The following is a 14182-nucleotide window of genomic DNA, read 5'->3' as shown; positions in this document are numbered from 1 at the left end:
ATCAAACCGTTCAGTATTGATACGGCTTAGGCACGAACAACACCTGGTTCGGCTTCTCGTCGAGCTCCTTCGCAAGGCTCTCGACCGTTCCGTACTGCATGACGCCCGCAAGGCAGTGGTGTACGCAGCTCGGTTGTTTCCCTTTCGCCGTGCGCTCGGCGCACAGATCGCACAAACGGGTTGGCGTAGGAATTTTGTTCCAATTGAACTTGCCGTCCGAGCATTCCCACGGGCCGTCGTCAAGCAGATGGATGCCCCATTGTCCAACGGGTATTCCATGCTCTTCTTTGCACGCTACTTCGCAGGATTGGCAGCCTGTGCAGTACTCGTAGTCGATGAGCAAGCCATACGCCGTCATTTAAACCACCAACTTTCCGAATCGATCCCAAACTTCCATCATGTCGGTGTCATAGCTCTCGCTTACCGGCTTCACGCTGCACAGAAGGCACTTGAACGGAGAACCGAACCCGAGCTTGCCGATGTATTTATGCGGTACAAGCTCGTTGATGTTCGAGCGCCACACTTCATACAAGCTCGGCTCTTCGGCATCTTTTTCCGGAAACCAGAACCCATGCTGGGCATGAACGACGCCCGGCTTTACAATCTGAGACACCTTCGCCTTAAGAACGACCTTGCCAAAGGGATTTTCGACTTCGACCCATTGCCCGTCAGTAACCCCGTACTTCAAGGCGTCGGATGGATTGATCTCAATCAGCGGATCGGGATTCATCTCGCGCAGATACGGAATCTGCTTTCCCTCCGAATGGAAGTAGCAATAGGTACGCGCGCCGGTCGTAAGCACAAGCGGGAACCGCTCGGCAAGATCAGGCGTCGAAACAGGACTCAGCTGCGGTTCCTCGTAATACGGCAATGGGTCTTCGCCGAACTGGCGAAACATTGTCGAATACAGCTCGACGCGTCCCGTCGGAGTGTTGAAGCCGGGCTGACCGTCGGGACGGAGATTCCCCGTCTCGTATTTCCGATACGACAACGTTTCAATCTTCTGATGCACGACCTCTTCGCGAAGCTCTTCGAACGTCTGCTTGTACCCCAAACGGTAATCAGCCAAGAAGTCATAGTAATCGGCGTACTTTTCAAAATTAACGGGCATGCAGCGCTTGCCGAGTTCGTACATGATCTCGCAATCGCCCTTACAGTCGCCTACCGTAATCGATTTGTTCACTGCGCCCGCCATGATCGGGGAAGCGCCGTAGTGCGTGTAAACCACCGTATCGTGCTCCACGGTAGAAGAAAGCGGCAGAAAGACCTCGCAACACGCTTGAATCGTCGGAGTCATCCACACGTCAATGCCAAAACACCATTCGAGGTTCTCGACCATTGCATCGTGCCAACGCTTCGGCTGCGCCGCACATGTGCCCGCCAAGAAATTCGTATCCTCGAACCCGCCCATCTTGAACGCGTAGGGCTCGCCCGTCTCAAGGGCGTCGAGCACCATGTCGCACTGGGCGTTGAGCACAAGCCCCACATACGCCGGATACTCCTTGATGCCCATGATTTTACTCTGCAGCTCAGGACCTAGGTTGTTCCATCCGAAACCAAGCTCGAGGCCGTCGTTCACATCGCCGATAAGCTGCCCGCCAGGGATATCGATGTTACCGGTTATCGCTTCGAGCGCGAGTACGCAATGGCCCGCTTGCACGCCGTTTGACTTCTGGTCGATAGCAAGGCCCCACGCTATCTGCGCAGGCTTTGCCTTCGCGTACACACGCGCCGCCTCGCGAATGAGGTCAGGATCGAGATCGCATATCTCGGCAGCTTTCTCGACTGGCATATCCTGCACACGCTCGGCAAGCTGTTCGAATCCGTAGCACCACTTCGAAACGAAATCATGGTCGTAGAGATCTTCGGAGATGATCACGTTTAGCATCGCCATGCCAAGAGCGGTATCGGTACCTGGGCGCAAACGCAGGTGCCAATCGGCACGCGTCGACACCCAATTAACACGCGGATCGATGCTCATAAGCTTCGCTCCGCGGCGCATCATATCGATGGCCGCATGCCCGAACAAACCATCGCCATTAGACGGAAGCGGCTCTTTACCCCAGAACACGATGAGTTCAGGCAGCTCGAACGCCGGATCGTCATAGCGCCCGTGCAGACCGCCTGCGTAGTCCATCTCAGGATACGTGGCGCCGAGCACGTAGGTGGTTCCGGCGACACGCGGAATGTAGCATGAATATCCCGACTGCGTATAGCAAGCGTTCGGCGTGCCGATACATGCATGGGCGTACGCGGGAAGCATCGGACCGCCCTCCCGGCCCGTTCCGCCCATAAGCAGTATCGATTCGGCTCCGTAGGTCTCCTTGTAATACTTTACCTTCTCGGCGATTAGGTCATACGCCTCGTCCCAAGTGATGCGTTCCCACTTGTTTTTGCCGCGATCCTCGCGGGCACGCTTCATGGGATAACGGATGCGGTCGGGATTGTACACGTAGTCGCGTATGGTTAGACAGCGTACGCACAGCCGCCCGTTTGTGATGGGATGGTTTTCGTCGCCCTCGATTTTCACCAGTTCGCCCGAATCGTTGACGTACGTTTTAATGCCGCATCCTGTTGGATGACACCCTGGAGGCGACCACGCGCATCCACGGGTCACCGTAAGCCCGTCCTCTTCGAATCGCCACGGCTTACCAAGGTCGGCGGTTCCTTGCCCTTTGAATATCTTCATAAGCTCTCCTCCCTGCTCGTCTTCTCTGCTTCTTTCCCGCCGCACGGGCCAAGGCCCTTCTGCAGCGACAAAGCCTGCACGCCGTCATATTGAAACAAGCGGCGCTCTGTTCGGTCGAAAGCCCAGGGGCCGCAGCACGAACACGCTGCGAACGAAACGGCACTCAGGGCAGCAGCCGTTTGTCCCCGAAGGCAACGACCCGGCGATCGTTTGCATCAGCTCCTTTCAAAACGTTGTTTTCGCACCGCCCGGCTAAGCCCGCGCTGCGGACGCACCTGTGCGATGGGCTGTGCGGTTGCCCCGCATAGCTCTTTGCGGAGCTTGCGTTGCCGTGCAATAACCGGGAAGCATAACCTTGATGGCAATCTAGTCCGCAAAGAGACGACTGGGTATCGTACGCAAATAGCGAAATCAACAAATCGGCAGTCGAGAACCTCATACTTCGTGTTCGAATAACGTATTTACGAGAGCGTTTTACCTGTTCAGCTACTTATGGGCTCATTGATTTGCTCGGTTTTCCATGAAGGCGGACAACCGGAAAAGAAAAGGCGGCCCCGAAGAGCCGCCTTTCGAACCCGAAAGCATCTCAGCACGTTTAGCGCAGCTTGCGCAGTCCAATGAAGAAGATCACGATGCAGATTACATAACAAGGAACGAGGACGGCAAACGAAGCCGTCGACCAGCCGAAGGCTGCAATAGCGTTGCCCATGAATATGGCACCCACGAACATACCGAGGTTCTGAGTGGTGGCCACCAGACCATTCGCCACGGGAACATCGTCGGGCTCCACCGTATCGGGAGTCGCCGCCCAGATGATCGAGGGAACGAATCCTCCCGCTATACCAGCGAGGATCATGATTCCCCAGTACAGATTCGGATCCTGGGTTGTGAACACAACAGCGGTATACGCCGTACCACCGACGAGAGCGAACAGCAAAACCCATTTACGAGTTTTCAACCAGTCGGAAATCTTTCCGCATAGAGGGGCGCAAATTGCACCCGCAACACCGAAGGCTGAGGCGATCCCCGTCGCGAAAACAAGCGTAGTTGAAAGCTCTTCGGTCAAATACGTAGTCAGGAAGCCGTTGATCGCCATAAACGCCGCCTCATCGAAGAAGAAAATCAAGCCGAGCGCCCACAGCATCGGATTCTTCAGTGCTCTTTTGAAGCTTGCCTTGCCAGCTCCCGCTGCCTTTTCCTCGTCGGATACAAACGGCCGTTCAGGCTCGCGGTAGAAGACGACGAAGATAACCCCCACAATGATGTCGAACACAAACGTTCCCCACCATACCGTCTGCCACGGCATAGCAAGCGCGTCGACCACCCAGCCGTACAGGATCGGACAGATGCACATGGCAAGAGCAACCCACATCGCCCAAATGCCAAGCGGAAACCCGCGTTTTTCAGGAGCGAACCACGGAGCAATGGCGGAAGCGCCCGCCACCCCCATAACGCCCATACCCGCACCTTCAAAGAAACGGCTGATCATAAAAACGGTCACGTCGGTCGTCATGGCACCGATAACAGACCCGACTGCAGCGCAGCCGATTGCAATCAGAACGACGTTGCGGATGCCCAGTCGGTTGATAAGTCCCGCTGTTGGAAACGCCATAATGAAACCGAGCACGTAGAACAGCGCGATGACCCAGCCGAGCGTGTCGGGACCGAACCCGAACGTCGCCATGACGACCGGCGCGAGCGCGGTAACTTTCGCCATATTGGCCGGCGCGGTGAAGCCTGCAAGAAACGTAACGGCTAGAATGACCCACCCATAGCTAGAAGCCGTACTCTTGGTTTTTACTGCCATAAGAGTCCTCCTTAACGAATGATCGCTATGCTTCCCCTCGCGTTATGGCCCCGCATAACGAGGTTTCGCGCATCGAACCGCACAATCCGAAGCGCAAAACGATTATTCCGCGGCGAAGGACACATCGGGAATTGGTCGCAAATGAGGAAAAACTACTTCGAAGATAGGATGAGATGCTTTTTCGCTTCCTCATCCTTCGCGTACGAGGACGAAAACATCTTTAATCTGAATCCGCCGCATCTCCCTCTTCGTTGCAGCCGAAGCCTTCGGGAAGCTCCATGCCCTCGATGAAATCGAGCAGTTCCTGCCTCGAGTGGATTCCGAATTTACGGTATATATTGTATATATGGGTCTTGGCCGTCGACTGCGATATGTAGAAGGTGTCCATGATGTACTTGGCATCCCTGCCTTTGAGCAGTATCTGCAGTATCTCTCGTTCTCTTGGAGATAAACCATATCGCTCACAGGCAAGCTGGCGCTTCTGCTGCCATAGTGTTTTTCTCTGGCCGTCATGCTCGATATTCGCCCGCGTTTCTTCATCGAGCTTCGTTTCGATGACGGGTTCGAACGGGTATATCTGATAGTTAACGCGAATCTGCATCCACGCCGCAACAACAACCGCGACGATGCAAGTTGCATACCATGCGCCCTGCACGTCCCCAAAATGAAGGCTGCCCACGCTGAACAGCGCGCCACCCAAAAAGATGCCGGTGAAAAATACCGATCCCTCTTGACCGAAAAGCCAGATCGGCGAGATCATGTCGAAACGAGACGTCTCCACTACAGCATTGACCAGCACAATAATGTTGAGACTGATAACGCATACGTAAACTGACAGAACGGCAAGCTTGCCAATATCGGGCAAAAGAGGTACCGGAAGAAGGAAAAGCGCACCCGTAAACGCGACGCTCTTCTTCATCGTCTCCTTGTACATGCGCTCGTCCATTTGACCGAGCAGCAGCGATAGTATTCCCGCAAGTCCAACCGCCGCGCCGATTGCGAGCATAGCGATTTCGACAGCAAAGCCCACGAAGAAGACCATGAGCGCCGCGCTGAACATAAAGCCGAGCAGCAGCAGCGTATGGTTGTTCCCTTTCACCTTTATACTGCGGCGCTTCGATTCCCGAGCACTCACCAAATCATCGAGCTGATAGCGTTTGCGGGAGTAGAGCAGAGAGATCGTAACCGACAAGACAACCGCCACGGCAACCGCTGCGAACGAGAACCAGAAAGCGAGCTGGGAAAGCACAAGAAGCATGATGCCCGCATACATGAACACGACGTCGAACACAAGTGCAAGGGCCTTGCGCGCGAGGCCTGCCAGGAACCTACCATAGAGAAACGCCGTTGCCACAAGACCCACGCCCGCAAGGGCAGCTGCTGCAACATCAATGCCGAAACAGATAAGCAGAAGCGCTCCGGTAAAGCTGGCCGCCTGGCCGTAGACGATTACATTTTTCCCCGCAATGGTTTGAAGCCGATCGGTGAGGAATTGACCAACCCGCAACGTTATCGCCGCAACCAACGCCGTGCAGACGGCGATCAAGCTGCCTGCCCCCGCATCGGAGCTATGACCGATTGCCATAAGCAAAATGAGAACGGCGTTGCCTATCGAGAGTCCAAAGCCCAAGCACCCATCGAGCAGCACCGCTTCAAAGTCTTTCTCCGTTGCGCCGATCTGGCTTTCTTGAATTTCGGTAAACTCATCGTCGAGAGAGGATACCCTCATACATGACCCCCTTCATGTACGGACGACAGTTGCTTGTCGGCTGAAAGCAACCGTCGCATATGCCTGATTCGGCGAAGACCCAAATCGGAATCCAATGAAAGAACCGACCCGCCGCCACGCCGTCAACCTCGTCTGTCCCCATCAACCCGACCGTGCATACGAGCTCGCAGATGAACCCCGAATTGCAAGGGCATTGCTGCAACCGTACTATCCCAGCTCAGGAAAAACCATCATACGTGAAGTATGAAAACATCCGTCGCCGAATATATCGAACCGCGTTTACGAGGTGGGCAACGGCATGCTCGCCACGCATCGAAAGGTCGCAGGACGTCTAGCGTATCCGGCACAGGAACAGAGCAAACGAACCAGCAAATCCCAAAACCATGAGAACCCCTCCTGCAAATGTCCATTCGGTCAAAGAGGGGCCGAGGAGCGCCTGTACAAGAAACGTGCCGAGAAACTGACCGACGCCCTGCACAAGCACAAGCACCCCCATGCCAATCGAAGCCAACTCAGGTCGAGGCAATATCTTTGCATACGCCGAAAGAAACAGGCCCACGCTGCCCATGCCAACAAACCCCATGAGCGCGACCGCGCACCACATGAGCACACCGGTATCAACGTAAAGAGCAAAAGTGCAAGGACCCATGACGAGCATGGACGCCACAAGCAGCGGCTTGCTACGCCCCAGCCTATCGGAAACCGCCCCGAGCAGCGGCGAGGACACCACCGAAAGGAGCATCGGAGCCGTACTGATAAAACCCGACACCGTGGGATCGAACCCCTGCATCTGGAGAATCGTGGGCACGAAAGCAAGGATGGCGAGAAGGCATATGTTGAACGAGGCGAGGCCCGCGAAGAGCAGCGCTATGTCGCGCGTAAACAGCTCGCGATAGCGGGGCTTCGAAGCGCCGGGGGGCGCCTCGGCGCGCTGCGCGTCGGAAAGGGCTGCATCCTTGCGAAAAGGCGCAACGGACCGACCCGAGTCCTCACGACCGAAAGCCTGGATGCGAGGCATGCGCACGAACACCGCTACAAGCACCGCCGCGAAAGCAGCGAAGCCGGCGAACAGAATCCATGTGCCGCCAAGCCCGAAAGACTCGAACACCGTCGGCGTCATAACGGCAGCGATCGTCGAGCCAAGACACCCCCAGATACCCCAAATACCCATCGCCGTACCGACCCTGTCCCGCCGAACGCACGTTTGCACCACGATAGGTCCGCATGTCGTCAGAACGGTCAGCGCGACCCCCTCAACGGCGCGCGACGCGATGAGCACGGCGCTCGTGCCCGCCGAAAACCCGATGAGAGACCCGGCAACGGCAATGCCCAGGGCGACGATCATCATGGATTTCGCCCCGAAGCGCTGTGCGAGCACGCCCGAGGGGAGAGCCACGAAAATGCTCATCAGCGTAAATATCGACATGAGCCACGAAGCGACTTCGGGGCTCATGGAAAACATCGACATAAGATCGGTGAGAATCGTCGGTACCTTGTACTGGATTACAGCGACCGCCACGCCAGCGACGAGCAGCACGACACCCACGACAAAGGGGCTCTGGTGCCCCGCTTTCCCACGTTCGCTTTCGGCTTCCTTTCTCACCACTCCCCCTTTCGCCTGCCTGCCCGTTCAGCTTAAGGGCTTGAAAGCCGGCGCGATATCGACTGAGAATGCCGATATCGCTTCGCAATCTCATACTTCGCATACGATAGGCATGCTTTCCGAATGCGTTTACCATCAAACGAATGAAGCCGTCTGCCGCAGGATCGCCGCTCGAATGACGCCCTCAAGCAGATCCGCTGCAGACCGCTTGCCATTTCAGATCAGAGGAGGACGAGCCATGGTCGACAACGAGAAAAAGACCGCCGAAGAAGCCAAGGAAACCGAAGAGACGAAGGCGCCTGTGAGCGAAATTTGCGGAAACGCCCAAGAGAACGCCGCCGCGCTCATCGACGACGACAGCGAGATAAAGCCCGTCGAGGGGTTCTTCCTGACTTCCCAGCGCTGGCACTAACGCAGCGGCGTTCGCTGCGAAACGCAGCATGGAATCATGCGGAAAGCAGACGCATCGGGTCGGAGAAACCCCGACCCGATTTCAGAAAGGAGACAGCCACCATGGTTCGCGAAGGACAACGCATCCGTTTCCTTTACAAAGGAAGCCTCCCCGACGGCACCGTATTCGACGATTGCCTAGGAATACCCCATGAGATCGTAATCGGAAGGCACCAAGTCATGCGCGCCCTCGAAGCAACTCTCTCCGAAATGGAGCCAGGAGAAGAGCGCACGCTCGAGCTGCCCTGCAGCGAGGCATACGGCGAATACAACGAAAGCGCCGTGCAGAAGGTCCCCACCTACAAGATACCGAACGGCGACAACCTTCCCGTCGGCGAGACAATCGGATGGACCTCCCCGCGCAACATCGAACCCATCCCGGTGAAGGTCGTCAGCATAGAAAACCAAGTCGCCACACTCGACTTCAACCACCCGCTTGCAGGCAAGGACATCGCATACTGGATAAAACTCGTCGAAGTATCGGACGGCGCAAACACGTAAGCAGGGACAGCCTGTGGCAAATCGCGTATCGCACTCCTTGCACAGTAAACTCGAATGCCTCAACCAAAAAGAGCAGACAACGACGGCTCCACCCAGCCCCGCCCATCCAATAAAAGGGTGGCGCACCAAGCCGCGTGGGAAACAATATGATGGCAGCACTATATGCCGCAAAGCAACACCCCGTTGCTATCCTTCGCTCTCGAATCACCGTATACTCGTTCCATGCAAACACGCGAACCGAAACCACCCGAGCAGAGGAGCGCTCCGATCATGGAAACGAAAGAGATTCTTGCCAACCTGAGAGCCGAAAACGGACTCACGCAAGACGAAATGGCCGAAAAGCTGTTCGTAACGCGCCAAGCCGTCTCTCGGTGGGAGACAGGGAAAACCACACCGAACCCGGAAACGCTCAAGCTCATCTCGGAGAAATTCCGCGTATCGATCAACAGCCTTCTTGGAGGTGACGAGCCCGCGGTTTGCCAAAGCTGTTCGATGACGCTTCTTGCCACAGAGGACTTGGCTACCGAGGCCGACGGAAGCACGAACGTCGAATACTGCTCGCACTGCTATCAAAACGGCTCTTTTACCGATGCCGACAAAACCATAGAAGAGATGATCGAGACGAACCTTTGCTTTCTCGACGAGTTCAACGCCCAGAACGGCTCGTCGTACTCCGAGGATGAGGCGAGGGCTATACTGCGCATGCACCTGGCTACGCTGAAACGCTGGGCGGTCTAGCCGGAAAAGCGGCGCTCCCCAACGCAGATTTCTGCAGCACACTGCCGCGAGCGGTCAAATCCTTTACATGCCCCGTCGGTTCGAGGCGTTCTTTCGGATCGGCGGCCCCGTGAATAATCACTTTCCTTTTTGGAATACTCCTTTCATTTAACGAAACGCGAGTTGACCCGTTTCCTTCCTACACTTAACAGCAAGAGCTCGACTGCTGCCGCGCCCTTCGGCGCTTACGGGGCGCGACGCACGGTCGCATCCTCGCAGACGCAGCGAAGACGCCGCGCTCGCTTAAGCAAGACAGGACGAGAAAGGAGAGAGAGTTGGCTGATCTCAAGGACGTCTCCCACGAGAGACACACGGGGGAGAAAATCGGCCGCCCCGACAAGTACGAGTACGTCGAGCACGATAAGCCTTGGCGCTACCAGGAGGGCGAATACACGGTAACGCGCGGAAGCGCATGGTCGGGCCCTGGCTGCCACCTTGGCTGCGGCCTGCTCATGTACACCGATAAGGACGGCAAGCTCGTCAAAGTCGAAGGCGACCCGGACAACCCGTTCAACGAGGGGCGCCTTTGCGTGCGCTGCCTCGATCTGATGGAATCCGCCTACAACGAAAACCGCGTCGTCTACCCCATGAAGCGCGATCCGAAGGATCGCGGCAAAGATGCTTGGCAACGCATCACCTGGGATGAGGCGTACGACCTGATCGCCGAGAAGTTCTTGGCGTACAAGGAAGAGTTCGGCGCGCAATCGGTGCTGTTCTTCAAAGGAACCGGCCGCGACATCGCTCCATGGATCAGCCACCTCGCCTGGTCTTTCGGAAGCCCCAACGTCGTATTCGCCCTTTCAGGCTGCGCCTGCTTCGTGCCGCGCATCGCTTCTTCCATGTGCACCTCGGGTTCGTTTTGGGTGGGAGATTACTCCCAGCAGTTCACGAAGCGCTACGATGACCCGCGCTGGAAAACGCCCGAATGCATCATCCTCTGGGGAAACAACCCCATCGTGTCCAACTCCGACGGCCTGTACGGCCACTGGGTCGTCGACTGCATGAAGCGCGGTTCGAAAATCATCTCGGTCGACCCGAAGATGACGTGGCTCGGCACCAAGGCAGAGATCTTTCTGCCCCTGCGCCCCGGTACCGACGCCGCGCTCGCCATGGGCATCCTGCACGTCATGATCGAAGAGGAGATCTACGACAAAGAGTTCGTCGACTGCTGGTGCTACGGCTTCGATCAGCTCAAAGAGGCATGCGAACCCTACACCGCCGAAAAGACCGCTGAAATCTGCTGGGTGACCCCCGATAAGATCGTCGAGGCCGCCCGCATGATCGCGAACGCCGACGGCATGATCATGCAATGGGGCGTTTCCGTCGACATGAGCAGGGAAGCGGTTCCCGCATGCCAGGCGCTTTCGGCCATCTTCCAGATCACCGGCAACGTCGATGTGCCCGGCGGCATGATCGCACCGCCGTCGATCCTTCCCTACTATGCTGGCTGGGGCGGCGAAAACCTCTCCGACGAGCAGAAGGAAAAGCGACTCGGCATCCACAAGTACCCGCTGTACCGCTACGGCTTCAAGAACGCCTCGACCGACGTGACGATCGAATGCCTCGAAACCGGCAAAGACGAGCTGGGCAACGATTACCCGCTGAAAGCCGGCTGGCTGCAAACCACCAACCCGCTCATCAACTCCTCGCCCGACACGCGCCGCACCTACAACGCGCTCAAGAAGCTCGAATTCATCGTTTCGGTCGACCTGTACATGACCCCGACGGTGCAGGCGCTCGCCGACGTCTTTCTGCCCGCATGCACGTTCGCGGAGCGCAACGGCATCCGCATCGGCGACGGCGTGCAGCGCGGAGAGACCATCAACAAGGCTATACAGGTGGGCGAAGCGAAGTCCGACATGGTGATCAACCTCGAAATCGGCAAGCGCATCTGCCCCGAGTTCTACCCGTGGGACACCGAGGAGGAAATGTTCTCCCACATCCTCGAAGGCATGGATATGACGTTCGAGGAGCTGCGCGAGGCGGCCCCGACCTACCTCGACTTCGAGTACAAGAAATACGAGAAGGGCCTTCTGCGCGCCGACGGACAGCCGGGCTTCCAGACGGCGACCGGACGCATCGAGCTGTGGTCGTCCTACTTCAACCAGATCGGCATCGAGTGCGTGCCGAGCTTCGACGAACCCTCCCCCGGCCCCATCGCCGACCCTGAAATGTATGCCGAATACCCCCTTATCCTGACCACGGGCGCCCGCACCTGGTCGCTCTTCCATTCCGAGCATCGCCAGGTGCCTCGCTTGCGCGCCCTGCGGCCCGACCCCGTTTTGCAGATGCACCCCAAGGCCGCCGAGCAGTACGGCATCGCAGAAGGCGATTGGGTGTGGGTGGAAAACCATCGCGGCCGTGCAAAGCGACGCGTGCAATTGACCGAGGCCCTCGATCCGCGCTACTGCTCGACAGATCATGGCTGGTGGATGCCCGAACAAGCCGGATGGGAAGACGGCGGCTTCAGCGGCATGTACGACTACAACATCAACCAGCTGCTCGCCTACGATCCCGGCCGTTCCGGCTTCGGCTCGAACTACAAGACGGTACTGTGCCGTGTGTACAAATGCGAACAGGGCGATCACAACACCCTCGCAAATCCGCTCGGCTCCTATGCGAAAGTTGGTGAATAAACGATGCCAAAGGGAATTCTGATCGATTACGAATGGTGCTCTGGGTGCCACACGTGCGAGATGGCGTGCGCCGTCGAAACCACGCACGCCGATTTCCCCGAAGGCCACTGCGGGGTGAAGATCCACGAAGAGGGAATCTACCAGATCGGCGAAGATGCCTGGACCGACATCAACATGCCCGTGTTCACCGACCTGTGCGACCTGTGCGCCAAACGGATGGCCGAAGGCGGAACCGAGCCGACGTGCGTGAAGCACTGTCAAGCGCACGTGCTCAAATTCGGCGAGGTGGAAGACCTCGCGAAGGATCTCGCTTCGAAACCCAAGCAGGTCCTGTACTGCCTGGAAGCCTAAATATCGGCGCCGCCGCCCGAAGATCGGCGGCGCCGCGACTCGTTGAAGAGAAGGATACGGTATGTGTCAAACATGCATCGGATGCGGCAAGTGCACAGGTGAGGTTGCGCCCCCGCTTGCGCCTGGCACCTGCCCGCTTTGCGGCTACGAAAACGATGCCCGGGCCCTTGCGTGCCCCCAATGCGGAACGTTCCTACCCGCTCCCCCAGGGCGCGCCACCTCTTTGAAAGCGGAAAGCACCGACAAGAGATAGGAAGATCATCATGTGTTTCAGACCAGCAGCAATCGAATCGGATAAGAAATGCCCCGAATGCGGAGCCACGTGCGGCCAGTTCGATGCAACGTGCCCGCAGTGCGGGGCTCAACTGCCCGCAGCGAGCGCACCCGGAACCCCGGGTGCCCCCAGCGCCCCCGGCGCACCCAAAGCTCCAGGCGCCCCCGGCATGCCCGGCGCCCCGAAACCGCCTGGAGCCCCCGGCGCACCCAAAGCTCCAGGGCAATAACCGCTCGCGCCTTGCGCGCAAGACAACCCGCATGCGTACCCCGACCCGCCCGAAAGGCGGGTCGGGGCGTTTTTGCCGCAACGAGGCAGCGCCGCCGACAACCCCCTGGAAGGACAACGCACGCGAGCTGGTTCGGCCTTAAGCCCATGTGATAGAAGACGGGGTCAAAAAGGTGGTCAGGCGTCCTTTTGGGTTGCCAGTCGATTGCGGCAGTACTCGAGCGCTTCCAAGCACGGCGCAACGATATCCTCGCTCGTCTCCTTGAGCCACAAGGCGTTCACGCTGTAGCACGACGGCCTGTCGTTGATGCGCAAAAAGCACGCTTTGTCGCCGAACACGGGAATGTTGTGCTCAGAGGAGAACGCCACGCACTTGCCCATTTCCACATCGAGGTACATCGTGTCCACATCGCTGTAATACTGGCGCGCGGGGGAAGAACCGCTCGGAGGCAACAGCCCCTCGACGAAATTGCTCAAACCGGGATACGCCGAAGGGTCGGGAAGCAGCAGCTGTTGCCCCTCGAGCTGGGCGGCTTCGATCCCCTCGTCCTTAAACGCTGCCAGCGGATGGTCGTAGCTTACGATCGCATCGAAGCAATCGTCGTAGATGAAGAACGAATCGCACCGCGATTTCATATCGGTATCCAAATCGATCGCCAGCGCAAGGTCAACCTTGCGCATGGCCAAAGCGGAGTAGAGCTCCCCGTACTCCATACAGGAAAGAGAAACCCTGATCTCGGGTTTTTCTTTATTCATCCACTTCAGGAACAGGGCGAGGAACGGTCGCGCCGCATTGCGCAGATACCCGACCCGCACCACCGATTCGTACGATTGGTTGATGGCCGTTATACGCGCCAGAGCGCGCTCGTAGCTGCCCACGATAGTACACGCCTCTTCCAAAAAGGCCTCGCCGCTCTTGGTGAGACGGACATGGTGGCTATCGCGCACGAACAGCTTGGCGCCGAGTTCCTCTTCCATGGATGCAACGTGCTTGCTGAGCACCGATTGGCTCACGTAAAATCGCTTCGCCGTCGCGCTGAAGCTCAACGTTTCGGCAAGGTAGATGAATTCCCGCAGATGATCTATGTTCACACCGGCCCCCAAACCATGCATGCTGCCCGTATTTCGGTTGTGCGC

12 protein-coding genes are annotated in these 14182 nt (G+C 57.6%); 6 read left to right on the top strand and 6 right to left on the bottom strand.

The features are described from left to right. Positions 1 to 10: 10 nt before the first annotated feature. The 5 genes from C1719_RS05875 to C1719_RS05855 all read right to left on the bottom strand — a co-directional run bounded on the left by C1719_RS05875 (position 11) and on the right by C1719_RS05855 (position 7828). On the bottom strand, positions 11 to 358 hold the full coding sequence (locus C1719_RS05875) for a 4Fe-4S dicluster domain-containing protein (protein WP_102374270.1): 348 nt from the start codon (positions 356 to 358) through the stop codon (positions 11 to 13). Then, a complete protein-coding gene (locus C1719_RS05870) occupies positions 359 to 2689 on the bottom strand; it encodes a molybdopterin-dependent oxidoreductase (RefSeq protein WP_102374269.1) in 2331 nt (776 codons plus the stop codon). Between the two features lie 595 nt (positions 2690 to 3284). Then, positions 3285 to 4496 (bottom strand): MFS transporter, encoded by a 1212-nt coding sequence (locus tag C1719_RS05865; RefSeq protein ID WP_102374268.1) that lies wholly within the window; start codon positions 4494 to 4496, stop codon positions 3285 to 3287. A gap of 220 nt (positions 4497 to 4716) precedes the next feature. Next, on the bottom strand, positions 4717 to 6225 hold the full coding sequence (locus C1719_RS05860) for a response regulator transcription factor (RefSeq protein ID WP_102374267.1): 1509 nt from the start codon (positions 6223 to 6225) through the stop codon (positions 4717 to 4719). Positions 6226 to 6556: 331 nt separating this feature from the next. Beyond that, positions 6557 to 7828, bottom strand: a complete 1272-nt coding sequence (locus C1719_RS05855; RefSeq protein WP_102374266.1) for an MFS transporter — start codon at positions 7826 to 7828, stop codon at positions 6557 to 6559. Positions 7829 to 8066: 238 nt separating this feature from the next. Between C1719_RS05855 and C1719_RS15680 the strand changes: the two genes are divergently transcribed. From C1719_RS15680 to C1719_RS15540, 6 genes are all read left to right on the top strand, one after another. Continuing rightward, positions 8067 to 8240 (top strand): hypothetical protein, encoded by a 174-nt coding sequence (locus C1719_RS15680; protein WP_180963494.1) that lies wholly within the window; start codon positions 8067 to 8069, stop codon positions 8238 to 8240. 101 nt (positions 8241 to 8341) lie between these two features. Beyond that, positions 8342 to 8779, top strand: a complete 438-nt coding sequence (locus tag C1719_RS05850; protein WP_102374265.1) for an FKBP-type peptidyl-prolyl cis-trans isomerase — start codon at positions 8342 to 8344, stop codon at positions 8777 to 8779. Between the two features lie 270 nt (positions 8780 to 9049). Continuing rightward, the gene (locus C1719_RS05845) at positions 9050 to 9517 is read left to right on the top strand and encodes a zinc ribbon domain-containing protein (RefSeq protein WP_102374264.1); all 468 of its coding nucleotides are present in this window, start codon (positions 9050 to 9052) and stop codon (positions 9515 to 9517) included. Between the two features lie 314 nt (positions 9518 to 9831). Further along, positions 9832 to 12192: a molybdopterin-dependent oxidoreductase gene (locus tag C1719_RS05840; RefSeq protein ID WP_245874382.1), complete on the top strand. Its 2361-nt coding sequence runs from the start codon at positions 9832 to 9834 to the stop codon at positions 12190 to 12192. A 3-nt stretch (positions 12193 to 12195) separates the two neighbouring features. Then, positions 12196 to 12543 (top strand): 4Fe-4S dicluster domain-containing protein, encoded by a 348-nt coding sequence (locus tag C1719_RS05835; RefSeq protein ID WP_102374263.1) that lies wholly within the window; start codon positions 12196 to 12198, stop codon positions 12541 to 12543. Between the two features lie 61 nt (positions 12544 to 12604). Further along, positions 12605 to 12796, top strand: a complete 192-nt coding sequence (locus tag C1719_RS15540) for a zinc-ribbon domain-containing protein (RefSeq protein WP_146007849.1) — start codon at positions 12605 to 12607, stop codon at positions 12794 to 12796. Positions 12797 to 13222: 426 nt separating this feature from the next. On the opposite strand, the gene C1719_RS05825 is transcribed toward C1719_RS15540, so the two are convergent. Beyond that, on the bottom strand, positions 13223 to 14137 hold the full coding sequence (locus C1719_RS05825; RefSeq protein WP_180963493.1) for a LysR family transcriptional regulator: 915 nt from the start codon (positions 14135 to 14137) through the stop codon (positions 13223 to 13225). Between the last annotated feature and the right edge of the window lie 45 nt (positions 14138 to 14182).

This window comes from Raoultibacter massiliensis (assembly GCF_900199545.1).
Classification (GTDB): domain Bacteria; phylum Actinomycetota; class Coriobacteriia; order Coriobacteriales; family Eggerthellaceae; genus Raoultibacter; species Raoultibacter massiliensis.
Note: the sequence above shows the minus strand (reverse complement) of the source record. Positions and strands in the feature narration are given on the sequence as shown.

What these genes read in the sequence shown, in the direction of transcription:
- C1719_RS05875 (WP_102374270.1), bottom strand. Translation starts at nt 358, where the DNA reads ATGACGGCGTATGGCTTGCTCATCGACTACGAGTACTGCACAGGCTGC.
- C1719_RS05870 (WP_102374269.1), bottom strand. Translation starts at nt 2,689, where the DNA reads ATGAAGATATTCAAAGGGCAAGGAACCGCCGACCTTGGTAAGCCGTGG.
- C1719_RS05865 (WP_102374268.1), bottom strand. Translation starts at nt 4,496, where the DNA reads ATGGCAGTAAAAACCAAGAGTACGGCTTCTAGCTATGGGTGGGTCATT.
- C1719_RS05860 (WP_102374267.1), bottom strand. Translation starts at nt 6,225, where the DNA reads ATGAGGGTATCCTCTCTCGACGATGAGTTTACCGAAATTCAAGAAAGC.
- C1719_RS15680 (WP_180963494.1), top strand. Translation starts at nt 8,067, where the DNA reads ATGGTCGACAACGAGAAAAAGACCGCCGAAGAAGCCAAGGAAACCGAA.
- C1719_RS05850 (WP_102374265.1), top strand. Translation starts at nt 8,342, where the DNA reads ATGGTTCGCGAAGGACAACGCATCCGTTTCCTTTACAAAGGAAGCCTC.
- C1719_RS05845 (WP_102374264.1), top strand. Translation starts at nt 9,050, where the DNA reads ATGGAAACGAAAGAGATTCTTGCCAACCTGAGAGCCGAAAACGGACTC.
- C1719_RS05835 (WP_102374263.1), top strand. Translation starts at nt 12,196, where the DNA reads ATGCCAAAGGGAATTCTGATCGATTACGAATGGTGCTCTGGGTGCCAC.
- C1719_RS15540 (WP_146007849.1), top strand. Translation starts at nt 12,605, where the DNA reads ATGTGTCAAACATGCATCGGATGCGGCAAGTGCACAGGTGAGGTTGCG.